The organism is Prosthecobacter sp. (assembly GCF_029946185.1).
In the GTDB taxonomy this organism is placed as follows: Bacteria; Verrucomicrobiota; Verrucomicrobiia; order Verrucomicrobiales; family Verrucomicrobiaceae; genus Prosthecobacter.
In genome coordinates this window covers 22,783-36,630 of the sequence record NZ_JAQSEA010000060.1, presented here as the reverse complement: position 1 = coordinate 36,630, position 13,848 = coordinate 22,783, and the positions used below count along the sequence as shown (strand labels likewise).

The 13,848-nt window shown below is 59.1% G+C and carries 13 protein-coding genes; 12 read left to right on the top strand and 1 reads right to left on the bottom strand.

Annotation, left to right across the window (positions count from 1 at the left end; genetic code table 11):
- The first annotated feature begins 7 nt into the window (after window positions 1–7).
- From PSV43_RS04265 to PSV43_RS04210, 12 genes are all read left to right on the top strand, one after another.
- Window positions 8–583, top strand: a complete 576-nt coding sequence (locus PSV43_RS04265; protein WP_300194121.1) for a hypothetical protein — start codon at window positions 8–10, stop codon at window positions 581–583.
- Window positions 584–586: 3 nt separating this feature from the next.
- Window positions 587–2,074, top strand: coding sequence for a cbb3-type cytochrome c oxidase subunit I (locus tag PSV43_RS04260; RefSeq protein ID WP_300194119.1), 1,488 nt, complete (start codon window positions 587–589; stop codon window positions 2,072–2,074).
- The gene (locus tag PSV43_RS04255; RefSeq protein WP_300194117.1) at window positions 2,071–2,751 is read left to right on the top strand and encodes a cbb3-type cytochrome c oxidase subunit II; all 681 of its coding nucleotides are present in this window, start codon (window positions 2,071–2,073) and stop codon (window positions 2,749–2,751) included. Before PSV43_RS04260 ends, PSV43_RS04255 begins: the two co-directional genes overlap by 4 nt.
- A gap of 26 nt (window positions 2,752–2,777) precedes the next feature.
- A complete protein-coding gene (locus tag PSV43_RS04250; RefSeq protein ID WP_300194115.1) occupies window positions 2,778–3,503 on the top strand; it encodes a c-type cytochrome in 726 nt (241 codons plus the stop codon).
- A gap of 11 nt (window positions 3,504–3,514) precedes the next feature.
- On the top strand, window positions 3,515–4,318 hold the full coding sequence (locus PSV43_RS04245) for a carboxypeptidase regulatory-like domain-containing protein (RefSeq protein WP_300194113.1): 804 nt from the start codon (window positions 3,515–3,517) through the stop codon (window positions 4,316–4,318).
- Window positions 4,319–4,339: 21 nt separating this feature from the next.
- The gene (locus PSV43_RS04240; RefSeq protein WP_300194111.1) at window positions 4,340–6,301 is read left to right on the top strand and encodes a cbb3-type cytochrome c oxidase subunit I; all 1,962 of its coding nucleotides are present in this window, start codon (window positions 4,340–4,342) and stop codon (window positions 6,299–6,301) included.
- Window positions 6,302–6,337: 36 nt separating this feature from the next.
- The gene (locus PSV43_RS04235) at window positions 6,338–7,687 is read left to right on the top strand and encodes a cytochrome c oxidase subunit 3 (RefSeq protein WP_300194109.1); all 1,350 of its coding nucleotides are present in this window, start codon (window positions 6,338–6,340) and stop codon (window positions 7,685–7,687) included.
- Window positions 7,688–7,708: 21 nt separating this feature from the next.
- On the top strand, window positions 7,709–8,041 hold the full coding sequence (locus PSV43_RS04230; protein ID WP_300194107.1) for a cytochrome C oxidase subunit IV family protein: 333 nt from the start codon (window positions 7,709–7,711) through the stop codon (window positions 8,039–8,041).
- A gap of 17 nt (window positions 8,042–8,058) precedes the next feature.
- Window positions 8,059–8,262: a hypothetical protein gene (locus PSV43_RS04225; RefSeq protein ID WP_300194105.1), complete on the top strand. Its 204-nt coding sequence runs from the start codon at window positions 8,059–8,061 to the stop codon at window positions 8,260–8,262.
- 4 nt (window positions 8,263–8,266) lie between these two features.
- The gene (locus PSV43_RS04220) at window positions 8,267–8,470 is read left to right on the top strand and encodes a hypothetical protein (RefSeq protein WP_300194103.1); all 204 of its coding nucleotides are present in this window, start codon (window positions 8,267–8,269) and stop codon (window positions 8,468–8,470) included.
- Between the two features lie 17 nt (window positions 8,471–8,487).
- Window positions 8,488–9,303: a cytochrome c oxidase subunit II gene (locus PSV43_RS04215; protein ID WP_300194101.1), complete on the top strand. Its 816-nt coding sequence runs from the start codon at window positions 8,488–8,490 to the stop codon at window positions 9,301–9,303.
- Window positions 9,304–9,398: 95 nt separating this feature from the next.
- On the top strand, window positions 9,399–10,469 hold the full coding sequence (locus tag PSV43_RS04210) for a COX15/CtaA family protein (RefSeq protein ID WP_300194099.1): 1,071 nt from the start codon (window positions 9,399–9,401) through the stop codon (window positions 10,467–10,469).
- A gap of 127 nt (window positions 10,470–10,596) precedes the next feature.
- Here the strand turns inward: PSV43_RS04210 and PSV43_RS04205 are convergent, their stop codons facing one another.
- Window positions 10,597–13,848 carry a serine/threonine-protein kinase gene (locus PSV43_RS04205; RefSeq protein WP_300194097.1) on the bottom strand — a complete coding sequence of 1,084 codons (3,252 nt, stop codon included), beginning with the start codon at window positions 13,846–13,848 and terminating at the stop codon, window positions 10,597–10,599.

The following is a 13,848-nucleotide window of genomic DNA, read 5'->3' as shown; positions in this document are numbered from 1 at the left end:
TTTTTCCATGTCGCAGCCTGATCCATCTAAAAAAGCCGGTGCCACCTTTGTGTGGGTGCTCGGAGCCTTCGCTGGCTTCGCCGTGCTCTTCGTCCTCATCCAAGCCCTCAATGACTCGAAAGAAGGTTTTGACCCACGTGCGCAAGAGCGTAGTGACAACACCGCTGAGATCCTGAAGGCGCAGAATGAAAACATCGCCAAGCTCGGTCTGAACGACGACGCCAAGAAGAAAGCGGTCTTTGAAAAGACGATCGCCGAACTCGGTGCAAAAAAAGCCGGTCTGAGCACTCAGGTTGTCCCCGGATCACCTACCCAGCTCAAACAGGCCGCTGCAGCTACTGCCCCTGCCCCTACCGCTCCTGCACCAGCAGCGCCTGCTGCCCCGGCGGTGCCTGCTACTCAGGCCCCAGCGACCCCCGCACCTGCTGCCCCGGCAGCTCCGATGGCTCCTCCTCCTTCTATTTCTGGAACGCCAGCTCCGCCGATTCCTACCACGTTTGTCCCGACTACTCCCGCAACGCCGGCTCCTCCGATTCCTGCAGTTCCAGCCCCAGCCCCTGCCGCACCCGCTTCGCCCCAGTAAGCCATGCAGACCACTCCCGCTATTCCTGACACAGAGCTTCAGGCCGACAATCTTCGCCGCGCGGCGATCGACAAGTCGGTGAAAGGCCCTGTGCTCTTTCTCTTCACCAACGGAGCCTTCTGGCTCATGCTTTCCACCCTGCTCGGCGTCCTCGCCGCGATCAAGCTGGTGGAACCTGAGTTTCTTGGAGACTGCCAGTATCTCACCTATGGCAGACTGCAGCCTGCGCACATCAATGCCCTCGTTTATGGCTGGGGAGTTCAGGCCGCTCTGGGCGTCATGCTGTGGATCATGGCACGTCGCTCCGGTCAGGAATTGAAGGGTGGCAAGAGCCTCCTCATCACCGCTGGCGTGTTTTGGAACATCACCATCACCTTTGGTATCATCGCCGTTCTCATGGGCAAGAGCACCTCGATCGAGTGGCTGGAGATGCCCAAGTTTGTCTGGCCCGTGCTGCTGGTCTGCTTCCTTTGCTACGCCTGGCCCATCGTCCGCATGTTTAGCCGTGCTTTCCGTCCTGAGGGCTTCATGGTCAGCACCTGGTACATCCTTGGTGCCTGCTTCTGGTTCCCTTGGATCTTCATCACCGCCAACGTCGCTCTGCATTGCCTGCCGGGCCTGGGTGCCATTGGTGCCGGTATTGACGCTTGGTACATCCACGGAGTGATCCTTCTGTTCTTCGTCCCCGTCGGTGTCGGCTCCGCTTATTACTTCATTCCAAAGATCACCGGCCAGCCCATTGCTTCGGCACAGCTTGCATCCGCCGGTTTCTGGAGCCTCGCCATCCTTGGCGGTTGGACGGGTATGCAGAAATACATGGGTGGCCCGCTACCAGCGTGGATGTCCTCGGTAGGCGCATGCGCCGGTGTGCTGCTGCTGATTCCAGTGTGTCTTGTCGGCCTCAATCACCACCTCACGACCCTTGGCAAGCACAGTGCTGTGGCCGCCAGCCCCACCCTTCGCTTCATCTTCTTCGGAGCACTCTTCTACCCCGTGTCGGGCTTGGTTCTCGCCCTGAATTCCGCGTTCTGGACTGGTGCCAATCTGCAGTTCACCCAGTCCTGGTACGCTTTCCAGACAGTCAGCGTGTACGGCTTCTTCAGCATGTGCATCTTTGGTGCCATCTACTACATTGTCCCCCGTCTCTCCGGCTGTGAATGGCTCAGCGTCCGCCTGATCCGCAACCACTTCTGGTTCTCGGTCTATGGCATCGGCACCATTGTCATCATGAGTCTTGTGGCCGGCTGGCAGCAGGGTGTGGATCTGAACGATCCCGACCATTGGGACCAGACCTTCATGAATCACGTCATCAATTCCCGCCCCTACGTGGTCTCTCGTGCGGTGGCCTGGGCGCTCATCAGTTTCTCCAACCTCATGTTCCTTCTTCACCTTCTGCTCATGGTCGCAGGTCTGGGTCGCCGCAGTTCGGCACCCACCTTGCTTGAACACGACCACGACGATCACGCTCTTCCCCACGAAGCCCACGCATGACGAACTTCCGCACATTCATTCTCGGTCTCGCCGCCTCCTTCGGGTTGCCTTGGCTGTGTCTCATCGTTCTCCCGGCGATGCAGTACGAGCAGCTCACCCCTGTCGCTTATGACAAGGACAAGGACGGCGTCGAAGGATTCTTCCCGCCTGCTCCCGTCAATGGCCAGGGCCAGCTCGTTTACATCCGTGAAGGCTGCAATCAGTGCCACACACAGATGATTCGTCCGGTTCAGCTCGGCCTCGACGGCTGGTACAAAGGCTGGGGCCAGGATCAGGAAGCCCGCCCCACCACTCCGGCGCGTCCCAACGTTCTGGGTGACTACCTCGGCGAGAAATACGCCCTGCTCGGCATTCAGCGTGTCGGCCCAGACCTCGCCAATTTCGGCTGGCGTGCTCCTTCCAAGGCCGCTCTCTACCAGCACCTCTACTCACCGCGTTCCGTCCATGACTGGAGCACGATGCCCGCCTACACCGGCCTCTTTAAGCTGCAGAAAATCCAGGGACCCATCTCCGAGGGTGCCGTGAAGCTGCCAAGAAAATTCGCGGCACCTGCCGGTTATGAAGTCGTTCCGACTCAAGAAGCCAAGCAACTCGTCGAATACCTTCTCTCCCTGAAAAAGGATTATCCCGTTCCCGGACAGGCTGCAGCCGTTGCTGCCGCTCCCGCCAAAAAGTAGCCCCCTCTCGCGACCCGCACGCCCCCATGAGCGCCCCCGCCCATCCAGACAGCACCGATCTCGACCGCCTTCACAATGCTGTGAAGCGCGAGAAAGTAGATCTCGCTCCCGAAAGCCAGCCTGCGCCCCTCTGGGCCATGTTTTTGCTCATGATCGTCGCCATCATCGCCGGCGGCCAGCTTGGCCCCATGACCGGCGGCTGGAGCTTCAATGTCAGCAATCCCTTCGCCACCGCGGGTGGTGGTGATCCACGTCCAGGCGGAGCCGGAGTAGGAGATGCGCTGGATCCCTTTGCGCTTGCCATGAAAAAAGGCTCCAGCGGCTATGCCGTTTGCGGTGGTTGCCATCAGGGCAACGGTGGCGGCCTTCCCGGCCAGTTCCCCCCTCTTGCTAAGTCTGAATATGTTGTGGGTGGCACCGAGCGTCTGATCCGCATCGTTCAGCACGGCCTTATCGGACCTGTCACTGTCAATGGCCAGGGCTTCAACACCCCCGGCGGCATGCAGCCCTTTGGTGGCACGATGTCCTCCCAAGACCTTGCCAACGTGCTGACCTTCATCCGCAATTCCTGGGGCAACGAGGCCACCATGATCACCAAAGACATGGTGCAGAAGGTGCGCGATGAAGAGAAACGCACCTCCCAGTGGACCATCTCCGAACTGGAGCCTTTTGCTGACAAGAATGTTCCCGGCGACATCCCCGCTGGTCCCGGCGCTACCGCTGCCGCTGCACCCGCACCTGCCGCCAAGTAATCTTAACTGCAATGACCCGTGTGAAGCAAACCGTCTCCCGCCAGGCACCTTGGGCTGCCTTCGGAGTCGTCATGCTGATCGCGAACGTAAGCTGCGGCAAGTTGCCTGAAGCCGTCGCCGAAGTGAAACTCCCGCCCGCTGTGGAGATCGCTGAAACTCCCAGCATCACTGGCAAAGTGACGCTCAAAGGTGCCGATGCCACCGCACTGCGCAAAGTCGTCAATGTCGGAGGCAATCCATTTTGCACCGGTCATGGCGACATCATTGACTCCACTTGGAAAGTGGCTGCTGACGGCTCCCTTGCTGACGCCGTGATCACCGTGCGTGGCAGCCAGCGCGCCAGCAATCTCTCCAGTGCGCCTTTGGTGGATCAGACAAACTGCGAATTCGTCCCGCACACCGTGGCGATCCAAGCCGGGCAGAATATCCGCTTTCACAACAGCGACCTGACCTTCCACAACATCCGCGTCTCGCGTTACGAAGCTCAGGGCAAAAGCACCAACATTGACAACTTCGGCCAGCCCTCCCGAGGCGACGAAAACCTGAAGACCTTCAACACACCAGGCATCTATCGTCTTGAATGCGACGTACATCGTTGGATGAACGCATGGGTGGTGGTGCATGAAGGTGCCCACGCCGCAGTTTCCACCTCCGATGGCCGTTTCTCCATCTCCCGTGCGCTGGCTGACGGCGACTACGTCGTCGAAGCCTGGCATCCGCAATTTTCGCAAAGCATCACCCACACCGTCACAGTACGTGATGGCAAGGCCACCGCTGATTTCGAGTTCGACTTCGCGAACGCCCACCCCCTCTGACCCTTTTTTGACCCCTAGCCTATGAGCGCCGCCGCCACCACTCACGATCACGCCCACGATCATTCGCATGACGATCATGCACACGGGCATCATGAACAGAGCTTCATCTGGAAGTACTTCTTCTCCAGTGATCACAAAACCATCGGGATCCAGTATGGCATCACCGGCTTGCTCTTTCTGCTCTTTGGTTTCTTCCTCATGCTGCTCATGCGCTGGAGCATCGCCTATCCGGGGGTGCCAGTGCCCGCGCTCGACCTGATCCGTCAGATTCCTGTTATCAACGGTCTTTTTGACAGCATGTTTGGCCGCTGGTTGAACGCTGACGGCTCGCTGAACGGCGAACTGTACAACATGCTCGGTGCCATGCACGGTACGATCATGGTGTTCTTCGGCATTGTGCCGCTCGGTTTCGCCGCCTTCGGCAACTTCGTCATGCCGCTGCAGATTGGCACCATCGACATGGCCTTCCCCCGCCTGAACATGGCGAGCTACTGGCTCTTCTTCATCAGCTGCATTCTGATGATGACCAGCTTCTTCGTCGGCACCGGTCCGGTGCAGACCGGCTGGACGATGTACTCGCCGCTTGCCTCCACTGCGAACATGGGTGTGACGAGCGTCTGGGGCCACGGCCACACTTGGTGGCTCTCGGCGATGGTGTTCAACATCTCCGCTTCCCTCCTCGGTTCCGTCAACTTCATCGCCACTCTCATCAACCTCCGCACCAAAGGCATGTCCTGGATGAAGATGCCCTTCTTCTGCTGGGCGATGTTCGTCATCGGCTTCCTGCTTCTGCTGGCCTTCCCGCCGCTCGAAGTGGCCTCCATCCTGCAGCTCTCAGACCGCTTGTTCGGTTCCTCGTTCTACCTGCCCACGGGCCTGATGGAAGGCGGCAAGCACCTCGACATCTCCGGTGGTGGCAGCCCCCTGCTCTATCAGCATCTGTTCTGGTTCCTCGCCCATCCTGAGGTGTACGTGCTCATCCTGCCAGCGTTTGCCATTCTCACCGAAGTCATTCCCTGCAATGCCCGCCGTCCGCTGTGGGGCTACAAGTCGATGGTGTATTCCGTGCTCACACTCGGCTTCCTGAGCTTCCTCGTCTGGGCGCATCACATGTACCTGACCGGCATGGGCACTATGATGTCCACCTACTTCCAGATCACCACGGTACTCATTTCGGTGCCATCGGTGGTGCTGCTGACCTGCTTGATGGTGTCGCTCTGGGGTGGTTCCATCCGCTTCAATACGCAGATGCTCTTCGCTTCAGCTTTCCTGCCCATGTTCGGCATCGGGGGTCTCACCGGTCTGCCGCTGGCGTTCTCGTTCATCGATCTTGCCATGCACGACACGTATTACGTGATCGGCCATTTCCACTACGTCGTCGCTCCCGGAACGATCTTTGCGCTCTTCGCCGGCATCTATCACTGGTTCCCGAAAATCACGGGTCGTTTCATGAACGACAAGCTCGGCAAGCTGCACTTCTGGCCTTCGCTCATCGGCATGAACCTCGTTTTTGGTCCCATGTTGATCCAGGGCATGGCCGGCTTCCACCGCCGCTGGTATGACGGCGGCAAGTACTTCGAAAACACCAGCAGCATGTCCCATTGGACCACGACGCTGACCCATAAAATCGGTGCCTTCTTCGGCTTGAACATCCCAGACAACATGCTGTCCCTCAACATCGTCATGTCTGTCGGTGCCTTCATCCTCGCGCTCGGCCAGGTCCCCTTCATCATCAATTTCTGGTTCAGCATTAAAGGCGGCAAAAAAGTCACCAACGACAATCCTTGGGACGCCACCACGCTGGACTGGGCCACGCCTACCCCGCCGCCGCATGGCAATTTCCTGTTTGACCCGGTCGCCCATCGTGGCCCCTACGAGTACAGCCTTCCCGGCCACAATACTGACTTCTATCCGCAGTGGGAGTCCGAACCCGGCAAACCCGACCTCAAAGCCCTCGCAGAAAAAGCGCAGGCGCATCACTAATCCGCGAACTTCGAACCGCGCACCGCGACTACTTCAATGGACATCCCCTACACAGTTCACGCCCGTCCAGACACCGGTCTTTACAATGCGAAGATCGGCATCTGGCTCTTCCTCGCCTCGGAAGTCATGCTCTTCGGCGGCTTGTTTTCTGCCTACATCTTCCTTCGCGTCGGCGCCGACTATCCGTGGCCGGTGCATGATCTGGATGTGAGGCTCGGCTTCATCAACACCGTCGTCCTCATTGCCTCCTCGGTGACCGTGCTCATGGCCCTGGCCATGCTCAAGCTGCGCAAGTTCGGCTGGTATCGCATCAACATGGCCCTCACCGTGCTTTGCGCCGGTGTCTTCATGTTCAACAAGACGCTCGAGTACAAGGCCAAGTTCGCCCACTACGCCGTGAAGCTTACAGACGGCACCCTGCTCACCGGCCATCTTCCCCATGGCTACCAAGTGAAGTTCGACGGTGTCACCGAGCTCGCGCTTTCGGTTCCTGTCAAACACACTGCTGTGACCGCGGATCCCGTCGGTTACGTTCTGCCGTTCATCGAAGGCACCGCTCCTAAGTTCAAAACCGAAAGCGGCCAGGAAATCACCTTGGACGAGGCATCAATTGAGGCCCTCATCGCAGAGGCGCTTAAAAAGGCCAAAGCAGAAAACAAGGGCACCGCTTCCATCAAGCTCGTTGCCACCGCACCGATTAAACTTGCAGCCAAGCCTTCCGAGATTTTTGGCTACACCGAAACGACCATCACCTTCCGTGACGGCACCACCGCCACCGGCAAGCTGACCGATGACAAAATGACCCTCGAAGTCGATGGCGTCGATGCACGTGGCGTGGCGCAGTCGGAAAAGTCCCTCGCCTTTGATCACCGCTACCTTGGCGACGCCTGGCAGAAGGCCTTCGTCGAGAATCGTGATCATCACATCAGTGAGTTTGAAAAGGATTACCCGACCCGTGATAAGTCCCGCTCTGCCACGCTGCAGAAAGACGCGCTCTACTTTAAACTGAACTCCGCCGAGCCTCCTGCTGAAGGTGCCGCCCATGGCGATGCTCATGGTGCTGAAGCTCACGCCCCGGCCGCAGGTCATGGCGAAGGACACGCCCATCACCCCACCGTGGTGCTGGAAAAGAAGGATTTCACTTTCTTCTCCAACTTCACGCCAAAGCTGAACACCTACTACGCCATCTACTTCACACTCACCGGTCTTCACGGTTTGCATGTGGTCGCCGGTGCCGGGGTGCTGCTCTACTTCTTGGTGTTTGACGGCAAGCGCCTGCGTCAGGACCCTGAGCATCTCGCCAATCGCGTCGAAGTCGGCGGCCTGTTCTGGCACTTCGTCGATCTCGTCTGGATCTTCCTCTTCCCTCTCCTTTACCTCCTCTAATCCCGCAATCCTTTAACCGTCATGGCTGACAACGTCGAAGCAATCCAAAAATCGATCAAGTGGTACTTCATCATCGGGGGTGCCCTGATGATTCTGAGCGGTGCCACCGTGGGACTTTCCTATGTAGAGCTTCCCACCCACAGCCTGAACATCCTCGTCGGCATGATTCTGGCGACGATCAAAGCCTCGATGGTGGCTCTGATCTTCATGCATCTTAACCATGAGAGCAGTCTGATTTACAAGATCCTCGCCTTCACCGTGGTCTTTGCGATTGTTCTCTTCACACTTTTCATCCTGGCCCACGAAGACCCGCTCGTTTTCCCCGGCTTCTACGCCCCTGTCGAACAGCAGTAGTCCTCCTTACTTCCCTTATGTCTCTCAAGCACTTCCACCTTGTCTTTCTCGTCTTCGCCATCTTGTGCGACGCCGGGTTCTGGCTGTGGATGCATTTCATGCCTGAGGAAGCCGCCAAGGCGGGAGCCGCGCCCCTCAAAAACTACGCTGGGCTGCTCTGTCTTACCCTCTTGGTCTATGCCGTGTGGTACATCGGCAAAAAAATGCGCACCATCATCTGAGTTCATGATTCCTGCACTTCCATCTTCCGTTCTCGCCTGCGCCACCTGCATGGCCGACAAAGGCAGCCTTGTCGGACAGGCCCAAGGATTCGCCATTCTATTCATGCTGGGCATGCTTGCCTTCATGTTCCTCTGCGCCGCCGGCTTCGTTTATTCTTTTGTGCGTCGTCAGCGTGCGCATCAAGACCTCACCACCGTCTCAGCTTGACCTCTCTTTTCTAGCATATGACCCTTAAACTCGATTCTATCAATGTCTGGATGGGCCAGACCGTAAACGCCTCTGAACACGGTGCCCTTGTTGACCACATGCTGGGCTTTGTCCACTGGTTCATGGTCGTGCTGGGCGCGGGCTGGTCCATTTATCTGGCCATCGCCTTCTATCGTTTCCGTCAGAAGAAGACCGCCCGGGCCGACTACTATGGCTTCCGTGGCCATGCGACCACCCACATCGAAATCGGCGTGGTCATCGTGGAAGCCATTCTCCTTCTCGGCTTCGCCTTCCCGCTCTGGTCCCGCCAGGCGGATGACTACCCCACCTCCCCCGACACCATTCGCATGCGCGCCTTGGGCGAGAAGTTCCTCTGGAACTTCCAATATCCCGGGACCGACATGATGCTCAGCACGTGGGACCTGCGCAATGTTGATGGCGCCACCAACACCATGGGTAAAGACCTGCACGACCCGAACGGCAAGGACGACTTCGTCAATCCCGGCACCATGAAACTCCCTGTGGGCCGTCCAGTCATCGTTGACGTCGCCAGCAAGGACGTGATTCACAATCTCGCGCTCGTGCCGATGCGTGCTGCTCAGGATGCCACCCCTGGTGTGAAGAGCCACATGTGGTTCAAGCCGATCAAGGAAGGCAGTTGGGACATCATCTGCGGTCAGCTTTGCGGCCCGGGCCACGCCCAGATGAAAGCCATTCTCGAAGTGGTGCCCGCCGCCGAATATGACGCCTGGGCCAAGGAGCAGTCCGACGCCGCGAAAAAGAAGATCGAGGCCGCCGAAGCCGCCGCGCCGAAGCCTGTTGCTGCTCACTAATTTCCATCCTCTCGGATGGCAGAACCGAAGGGCAAAATAATGACCTCATTATTTTGCCCTTCTGCTTTTACCATACGTTCCTGATCTGTGACATAATGCACTCCCGCGCCTTTCATCGCTATGCCCTGTTCACGCTCGCCGTTGGCGTAGTGCTAATCTGGTGGGGCGCAGCGGTGACCACGGAAGACGTCGGCCTCTCCGTGCCCGACTGGCCGCTGTGTTACGGCAAGCTCAACCCCGAGGGCTGGTACAAGGTGCCTGCGCTGCTGCTTGAGCACGGGCACCGCTGGATCGCCACCACCATTGGTTTTCTGGTGCTGGGCATGTACTTCTGGCAGTTTGCCAAGTTTAAACCCGGCTCCATGGAGGGTGTCGGTATCATTCTCTGTTCCTTCGGCTTTCTGGTGCTGATCTTCATGGGGGCAGTGGGCACCGCTGCATTTATCGGGATTCTCGGTTTATGCTGGCTGGTCTTGAAATGGTACAGTCAGCGCTGGCCCTTGCTGCGCGGCCTGACCACGCTCGCTTTGATGTTGGTCGTGGTGCAGGCCTCCCTCGGTGGTTTGCGGGTCTTGAAAATGTCTGACCCGCTGGGCATCACGCATGGGACGCTCGGTCAGTTGTTCTACTGCCTGCTGGTCTTCATCGCTTTCGCCTCCTCCCGCACTTGGACGGAAGGCCGTCTTGTGCTCAACCTTAAACAAGCCGCTCGCGCACGCTTTTGGTCGCTGGCGTTGTTTCTATGCATCTTCGGCCAGCTCATTCTGGGGGCCAGCCTGCGCCACACACAGCGCACCTATCTCGCCGCCAGTGACATCCTCACCACCAAAGGCCAGTGGTTGCCGCCGGTGCACCCGCCGGATGTGTTTCTGCTCTTCGCGCACAAATACTGGGGCTTCACCGTCGCATTGCTGATCATTTTTGTTGCTGTTCGTGCGCGGCGCTGGCTCATCACGCTGCCGCGGATGCGCCCTGTTGCTACGCTGCTGCTGTTCATGCCCACCGTGCAGGTGGCGCTGGGCATCTTCGTGATCCTGACCGGCAAAAGCTTCTGGGTCACCAACTTCCACGTGCTCAACGGACTGGGACTTCTCGCGCTCAGCAGCCTGCTCGTCGCCACCTTCTGGGGAGACAGGCTGTGCCGTCGGGAAGTGACTGAGGAGTGAGGGAAGTTGACCGCTGTTTGCGGGTCGCCCTTGGAAGGCCATTGGCCTTCAGTCCCTGCTCGTACGACTCGAAGACCCTTGGGCTGCCGCCCTGATGCCCACAACCATCAACCATCGTCAACTTCCTCTACTGCGTGCTCATGCTGAGTGTCGGAGCTTCTGCGACAACGCGCGGCTCATCAAACTCGGTGAGCTTCTGACGCCAATGGGCCGCTTGGCCGGTATTGCCTGTGGCAACGTTGAACTGAGCCAGGCGCTTGATGGCGTCGCGAAGCCGAAAGCGGTCCTGCTGCGCAAGCAAGGCGGCGCGCGCGTTGAGTCCCTCGTAGCCGGATTGCAGCAGGGCTCCTGACTCAGTGTATCTTTTCTGATTCAGCAGAACTCCTCCCAGCAGGCTCTCGGCATTGAAGCGCTGCCAGTGTTCAGGCTGCTGTTGTATGCTCTGTGCCAGACAATCACGGAGCAGCGGCTCGGCCTTGGTCCATTGTCCAGTTTGCAGCAACAAGCCGCCTAGGTCAGCGGCCGCGGCGGCAACCGCTGCCGTGTCTGCAGGCGTGTGCTCGCGTCGCACATCCAGCACCTGCTGGTAGATCGCTTCCGCTTCTTCGACCTTGCCGGCATGCCAGTGGGTCTCGGCCAGTCCGGTCAGAGTTGCCAGGGTCTCGGCATGCTCGGCACCGAGGACGCGCTGCTGAATTTGCAGCAGATTGAGGTACATTTTTTCAGCCCGTGCATGGTCCCCATGGCGGTCATGCATGGCCGCCATCGCAAGCATCTGCGCGAGCACGTCAGGGTCTCCCGGGCCGTAGGCCATCGTCATAGATTCGATGGTTTGGAGCTGCAGCGTGGTGGCCTGCACATGCTGGCCCGCTGCATCCAGCGAGGCGGCCAGTTGCTGCATCGAGCGCAGAGTTTGGGCATGACTGGCACCCAGCACCCGCTGCCGTACCACCAGCGATTCCTTTCGCAGCTTCGTGGCTTTCGAGTAGCAACCGTGGTCGTCATACATCTGGGCGACGGTGTCCATCTGCGCCAGGATTTCAGGATGCTCCGGGGGTAAGGCCACCTTCAAGGTTTCTAGCACTTGCATCTGCGCAGCCTCGGCGTCGGTGCGCCTGCCCTGCGCCTCATACTCGTTCGCCAGATTTTTCAGCGAAAGCAGGGTCTGCGGGTCTCTGGGGCCGAGCACGCGTTGTTTGGCGTCCAGACTTTGATGGTGCAGCTTCAGAGCTTCATCATGCCTGCCCCTCCGCCCCAGCATCAGAGCCACGCGGTCCGCCTGCTTCAGCGTGTCGGGGTGTTCCGCGCCGCGCGATTTTCTCAAAATTTCCAGCGCGCCGAAATACAATTTCTCCGCGTCCGCAGACATGCCAGCCTTTTCGGAGGCTTGGGCGGCGATGTTCATCGTGATGAGCGTGCGTGGATCATTGGCACCCAGCACGCGGCGCAGTCCTTCCAACTGTTCGCCACGTCGTTTCAGGGCGTCGGCATGTCTGCCCTGCACGGTGTCTGAATGCGCCAGATGCCCGAGGGTCTCTAGCGTGTCGAGGTGGTCCGGCCCCAGCACGCGTTTCTGCACGTACCAAAGATTGAGAAACAAGGTCTCCGCCTCCTGGTGCTTCGACTGCGCGGCACAAACGGCCGCCAGAACTGAGATCGTCACAAAGGTGTCCGGGTGGTCTGGACCCAGAGACTTTTGCTGGGCGCTCAGGGTCCGGTGGAGCAGTGTCTCTGCATCCACCAGCCGGCCTTCAGCCTGCATGGCGGTCGCCAGCAGCCGCATGGAGCGCAGGGTATCCCGGTGCCCTCTCCCAAGCACCAGCTTGCGCTTCTGCAGGGAGCCCTGCAGCTGCTTCTGCGCATCCACCGGCTGCGACAGCGCCAGATAGGTCAGGCCGATCGTCTCCTGCATCCGCGCCCCGGCCTCAGGGTTCTCAGCCAGAGTGTCCAAATTTTCGATGCCCACCGCTAGCATGTGCTGCAACAGTGCGGCATCCTTTCCCTTCACTGAATCCGGCGTCAGCGTGGCAAACATGTCCTCTAGAAACCGGGCGCTCATGGAATAGGACTCCGACCTCTGTCTGGCTGAAACGCGGGCCTCTTCGCGCTTATCCTTCAAGAACAGCCAGCCCATGGTCGTCATGCCCCCTGCCAGCAGCAGCACAAGCGCTGCTGCGAGAGAGAACATTCCCCGGTGCTCGCTGATGAATCCGCCCAGCGTCGAACCATGGAGCATCGGCATTTTTTCCGTGGCTGCTGCTTCGGTGAGGTAGCGTAGGAAATCGTTCACCAGCACATCTACCGTCGGGTACCGGCTCTCAGGCCTCTTTTCCAGAGCACGCATCACGACCCAGTCGAAATGCTCCTCCATGAGTTCGACGTAGGTGGCAGCCTCCAGCTTGCGGTTCACAGCCAGTCCGGTGAGTTGTGTCCTGGGCAGCGTGCGAAGCAGGGCGGAGGGCTTCTCCACGAGTGTGTCGCACACGACCCTCTTCACCTCATCCAGATGTCCCGCCGCGTTCTTGGGGGTGGGAATCGGTAGTTGCCCGGTGATCAGCTCATAGAGCAGCATGCCCAGCGCGTAAATATCGCTACGTGCATCGATCCCCTTCTCGGCCACATGCTCTGGAGACAGGTAGGCGGCAGGTGCACGCAACTGTCCCGTGGATGCGACGAGGGAGTGGTTCATCGCCGCAGCGATGCCAAAGTCCGTTACCTTCAGCGTCGGCAGCCCTTGATCACCCCATTTGACGAGCAGGTTCGAAGGTTTGAGATCACCATGCACCACGCCTTTCTGGTGCGCATGATGGATGGCACTGCAGGCTTGGATGAACAACCGGACGCGTAGCAGCAGCGACACTTTCTGCTCCTCACAAAACTGGGTCATGGGTGTCCCGTGCAGCAACTCGGTGACGAGATAGGGCTTGCCCCCCGTGGTCATGCCAGAGGCGTGCGGCCTGGCAATATCGGGGTGGTCCAGCAGCGCCAGCGCATGCTTTTGCGCTTCATAGCGGAACAAAAAGTCGTTGGCGGCTGCCGCCACGATCCTGATTGCCACGAACTCTGCCACTCGCGGGTTTCGCTCGGCCATCCACAAGATGCTGCTCGAACTGTCGTCAATCATTTGCAACAGCCGGTACGGGCCGATCGTGTCTCCCGGCTGCTCTTCCAACGTGCCATGCACTGGGGATTTCGACACGCGGATCCCCCGTGTCCGTCCTTCTTCGCCGGGGTGATTACGCAGCCGCTCCCAGACCTCATTCCACAGCACCTTATCCTTCCCACAGGCAGATGTGAGAAAGACATGGCGCTCAATGTGATTTGCACGTTCGAGCGCTTCAGCGAAGAGCTGCTCGACGCGGGCAGGGTCTCGACTCAT

What these genes read in the sequence shown, in the direction of transcription:
- PSV43_RS04265 (WP_300194121.1), top strand. Translation starts at nt 8, where the DNA reads ATGTCGCAGCCTGATCCATCTAAAAAAGCCGGTGCCACCTTTGTGTGG.
- PSV43_RS04260 (WP_300194119.1), top strand. Translation starts at nt 587, where the DNA reads ATGCAGACCACTCCCGCTATTCCTGACACAGAGCTTCAGGCCGACAAT.
- PSV43_RS04255 (WP_300194117.1), top strand. Translation starts at nt 2,071, where the DNA reads ATGACGAACTTCCGCACATTCATTCTCGGTCTCGCCGCCTCCTTCGGG.
- PSV43_RS04250 (WP_300194115.1), top strand. Translation starts at nt 2,778, where the DNA reads ATGAGCGCCCCCGCCCATCCAGACAGCACCGATCTCGACCGCCTTCAC.
- PSV43_RS04245 (WP_300194113.1), top strand. Translation starts at nt 3,515, where the DNA reads ATGACCCGTGTGAAGCAAACCGTCTCCCGCCAGGCACCTTGGGCTGCC.
- PSV43_RS04240 (WP_300194111.1), top strand. Translation starts at nt 4,340, where the DNA reads ATGAGCGCCGCCGCCACCACTCACGATCACGCCCACGATCATTCGCAT.
- PSV43_RS04235 (WP_300194109.1), top strand. Translation starts at nt 6,338, where the DNA reads ATGGACATCCCCTACACAGTTCACGCCCGTCCAGACACCGGTCTTTAC.
- PSV43_RS04230 (WP_300194107.1), top strand. Translation starts at nt 7,709, where the DNA reads ATGGCTGACAACGTCGAAGCAATCCAAAAATCGATCAAGTGGTACTTC.
- PSV43_RS04225 (WP_300194105.1), top strand. Translation starts at nt 8,059, where the DNA reads ATGTCTCTCAAGCACTTCCACCTTGTCTTTCTCGTCTTCGCCATCTTG.
- PSV43_RS04220 (WP_300194103.1), top strand. Translation starts at nt 8,267, where the DNA reads ATGATTCCTGCACTTCCATCTTCCGTTCTCGCCTGCGCCACCTGCATG.
- PSV43_RS04215 (WP_300194101.1), top strand. Translation starts at nt 8,488, where the DNA reads ATGACCCTTAAACTCGATTCTATCAATGTCTGGATGGGCCAGACCGTA.
- PSV43_RS04210 (WP_300194099.1), top strand. Translation starts at nt 9,399, where the DNA reads ATGCACTCCCGCGCCTTTCATCGCTATGCCCTGTTCACGCTCGCCGTT.
- PSV43_RS04205 (WP_300194097.1), bottom strand. Translation starts at nt 13,848, where the DNA reads ATGAGTCGAGACCCTGCCCGCGTCGAGCAGCTCTTCGCTGAAGCGCTC.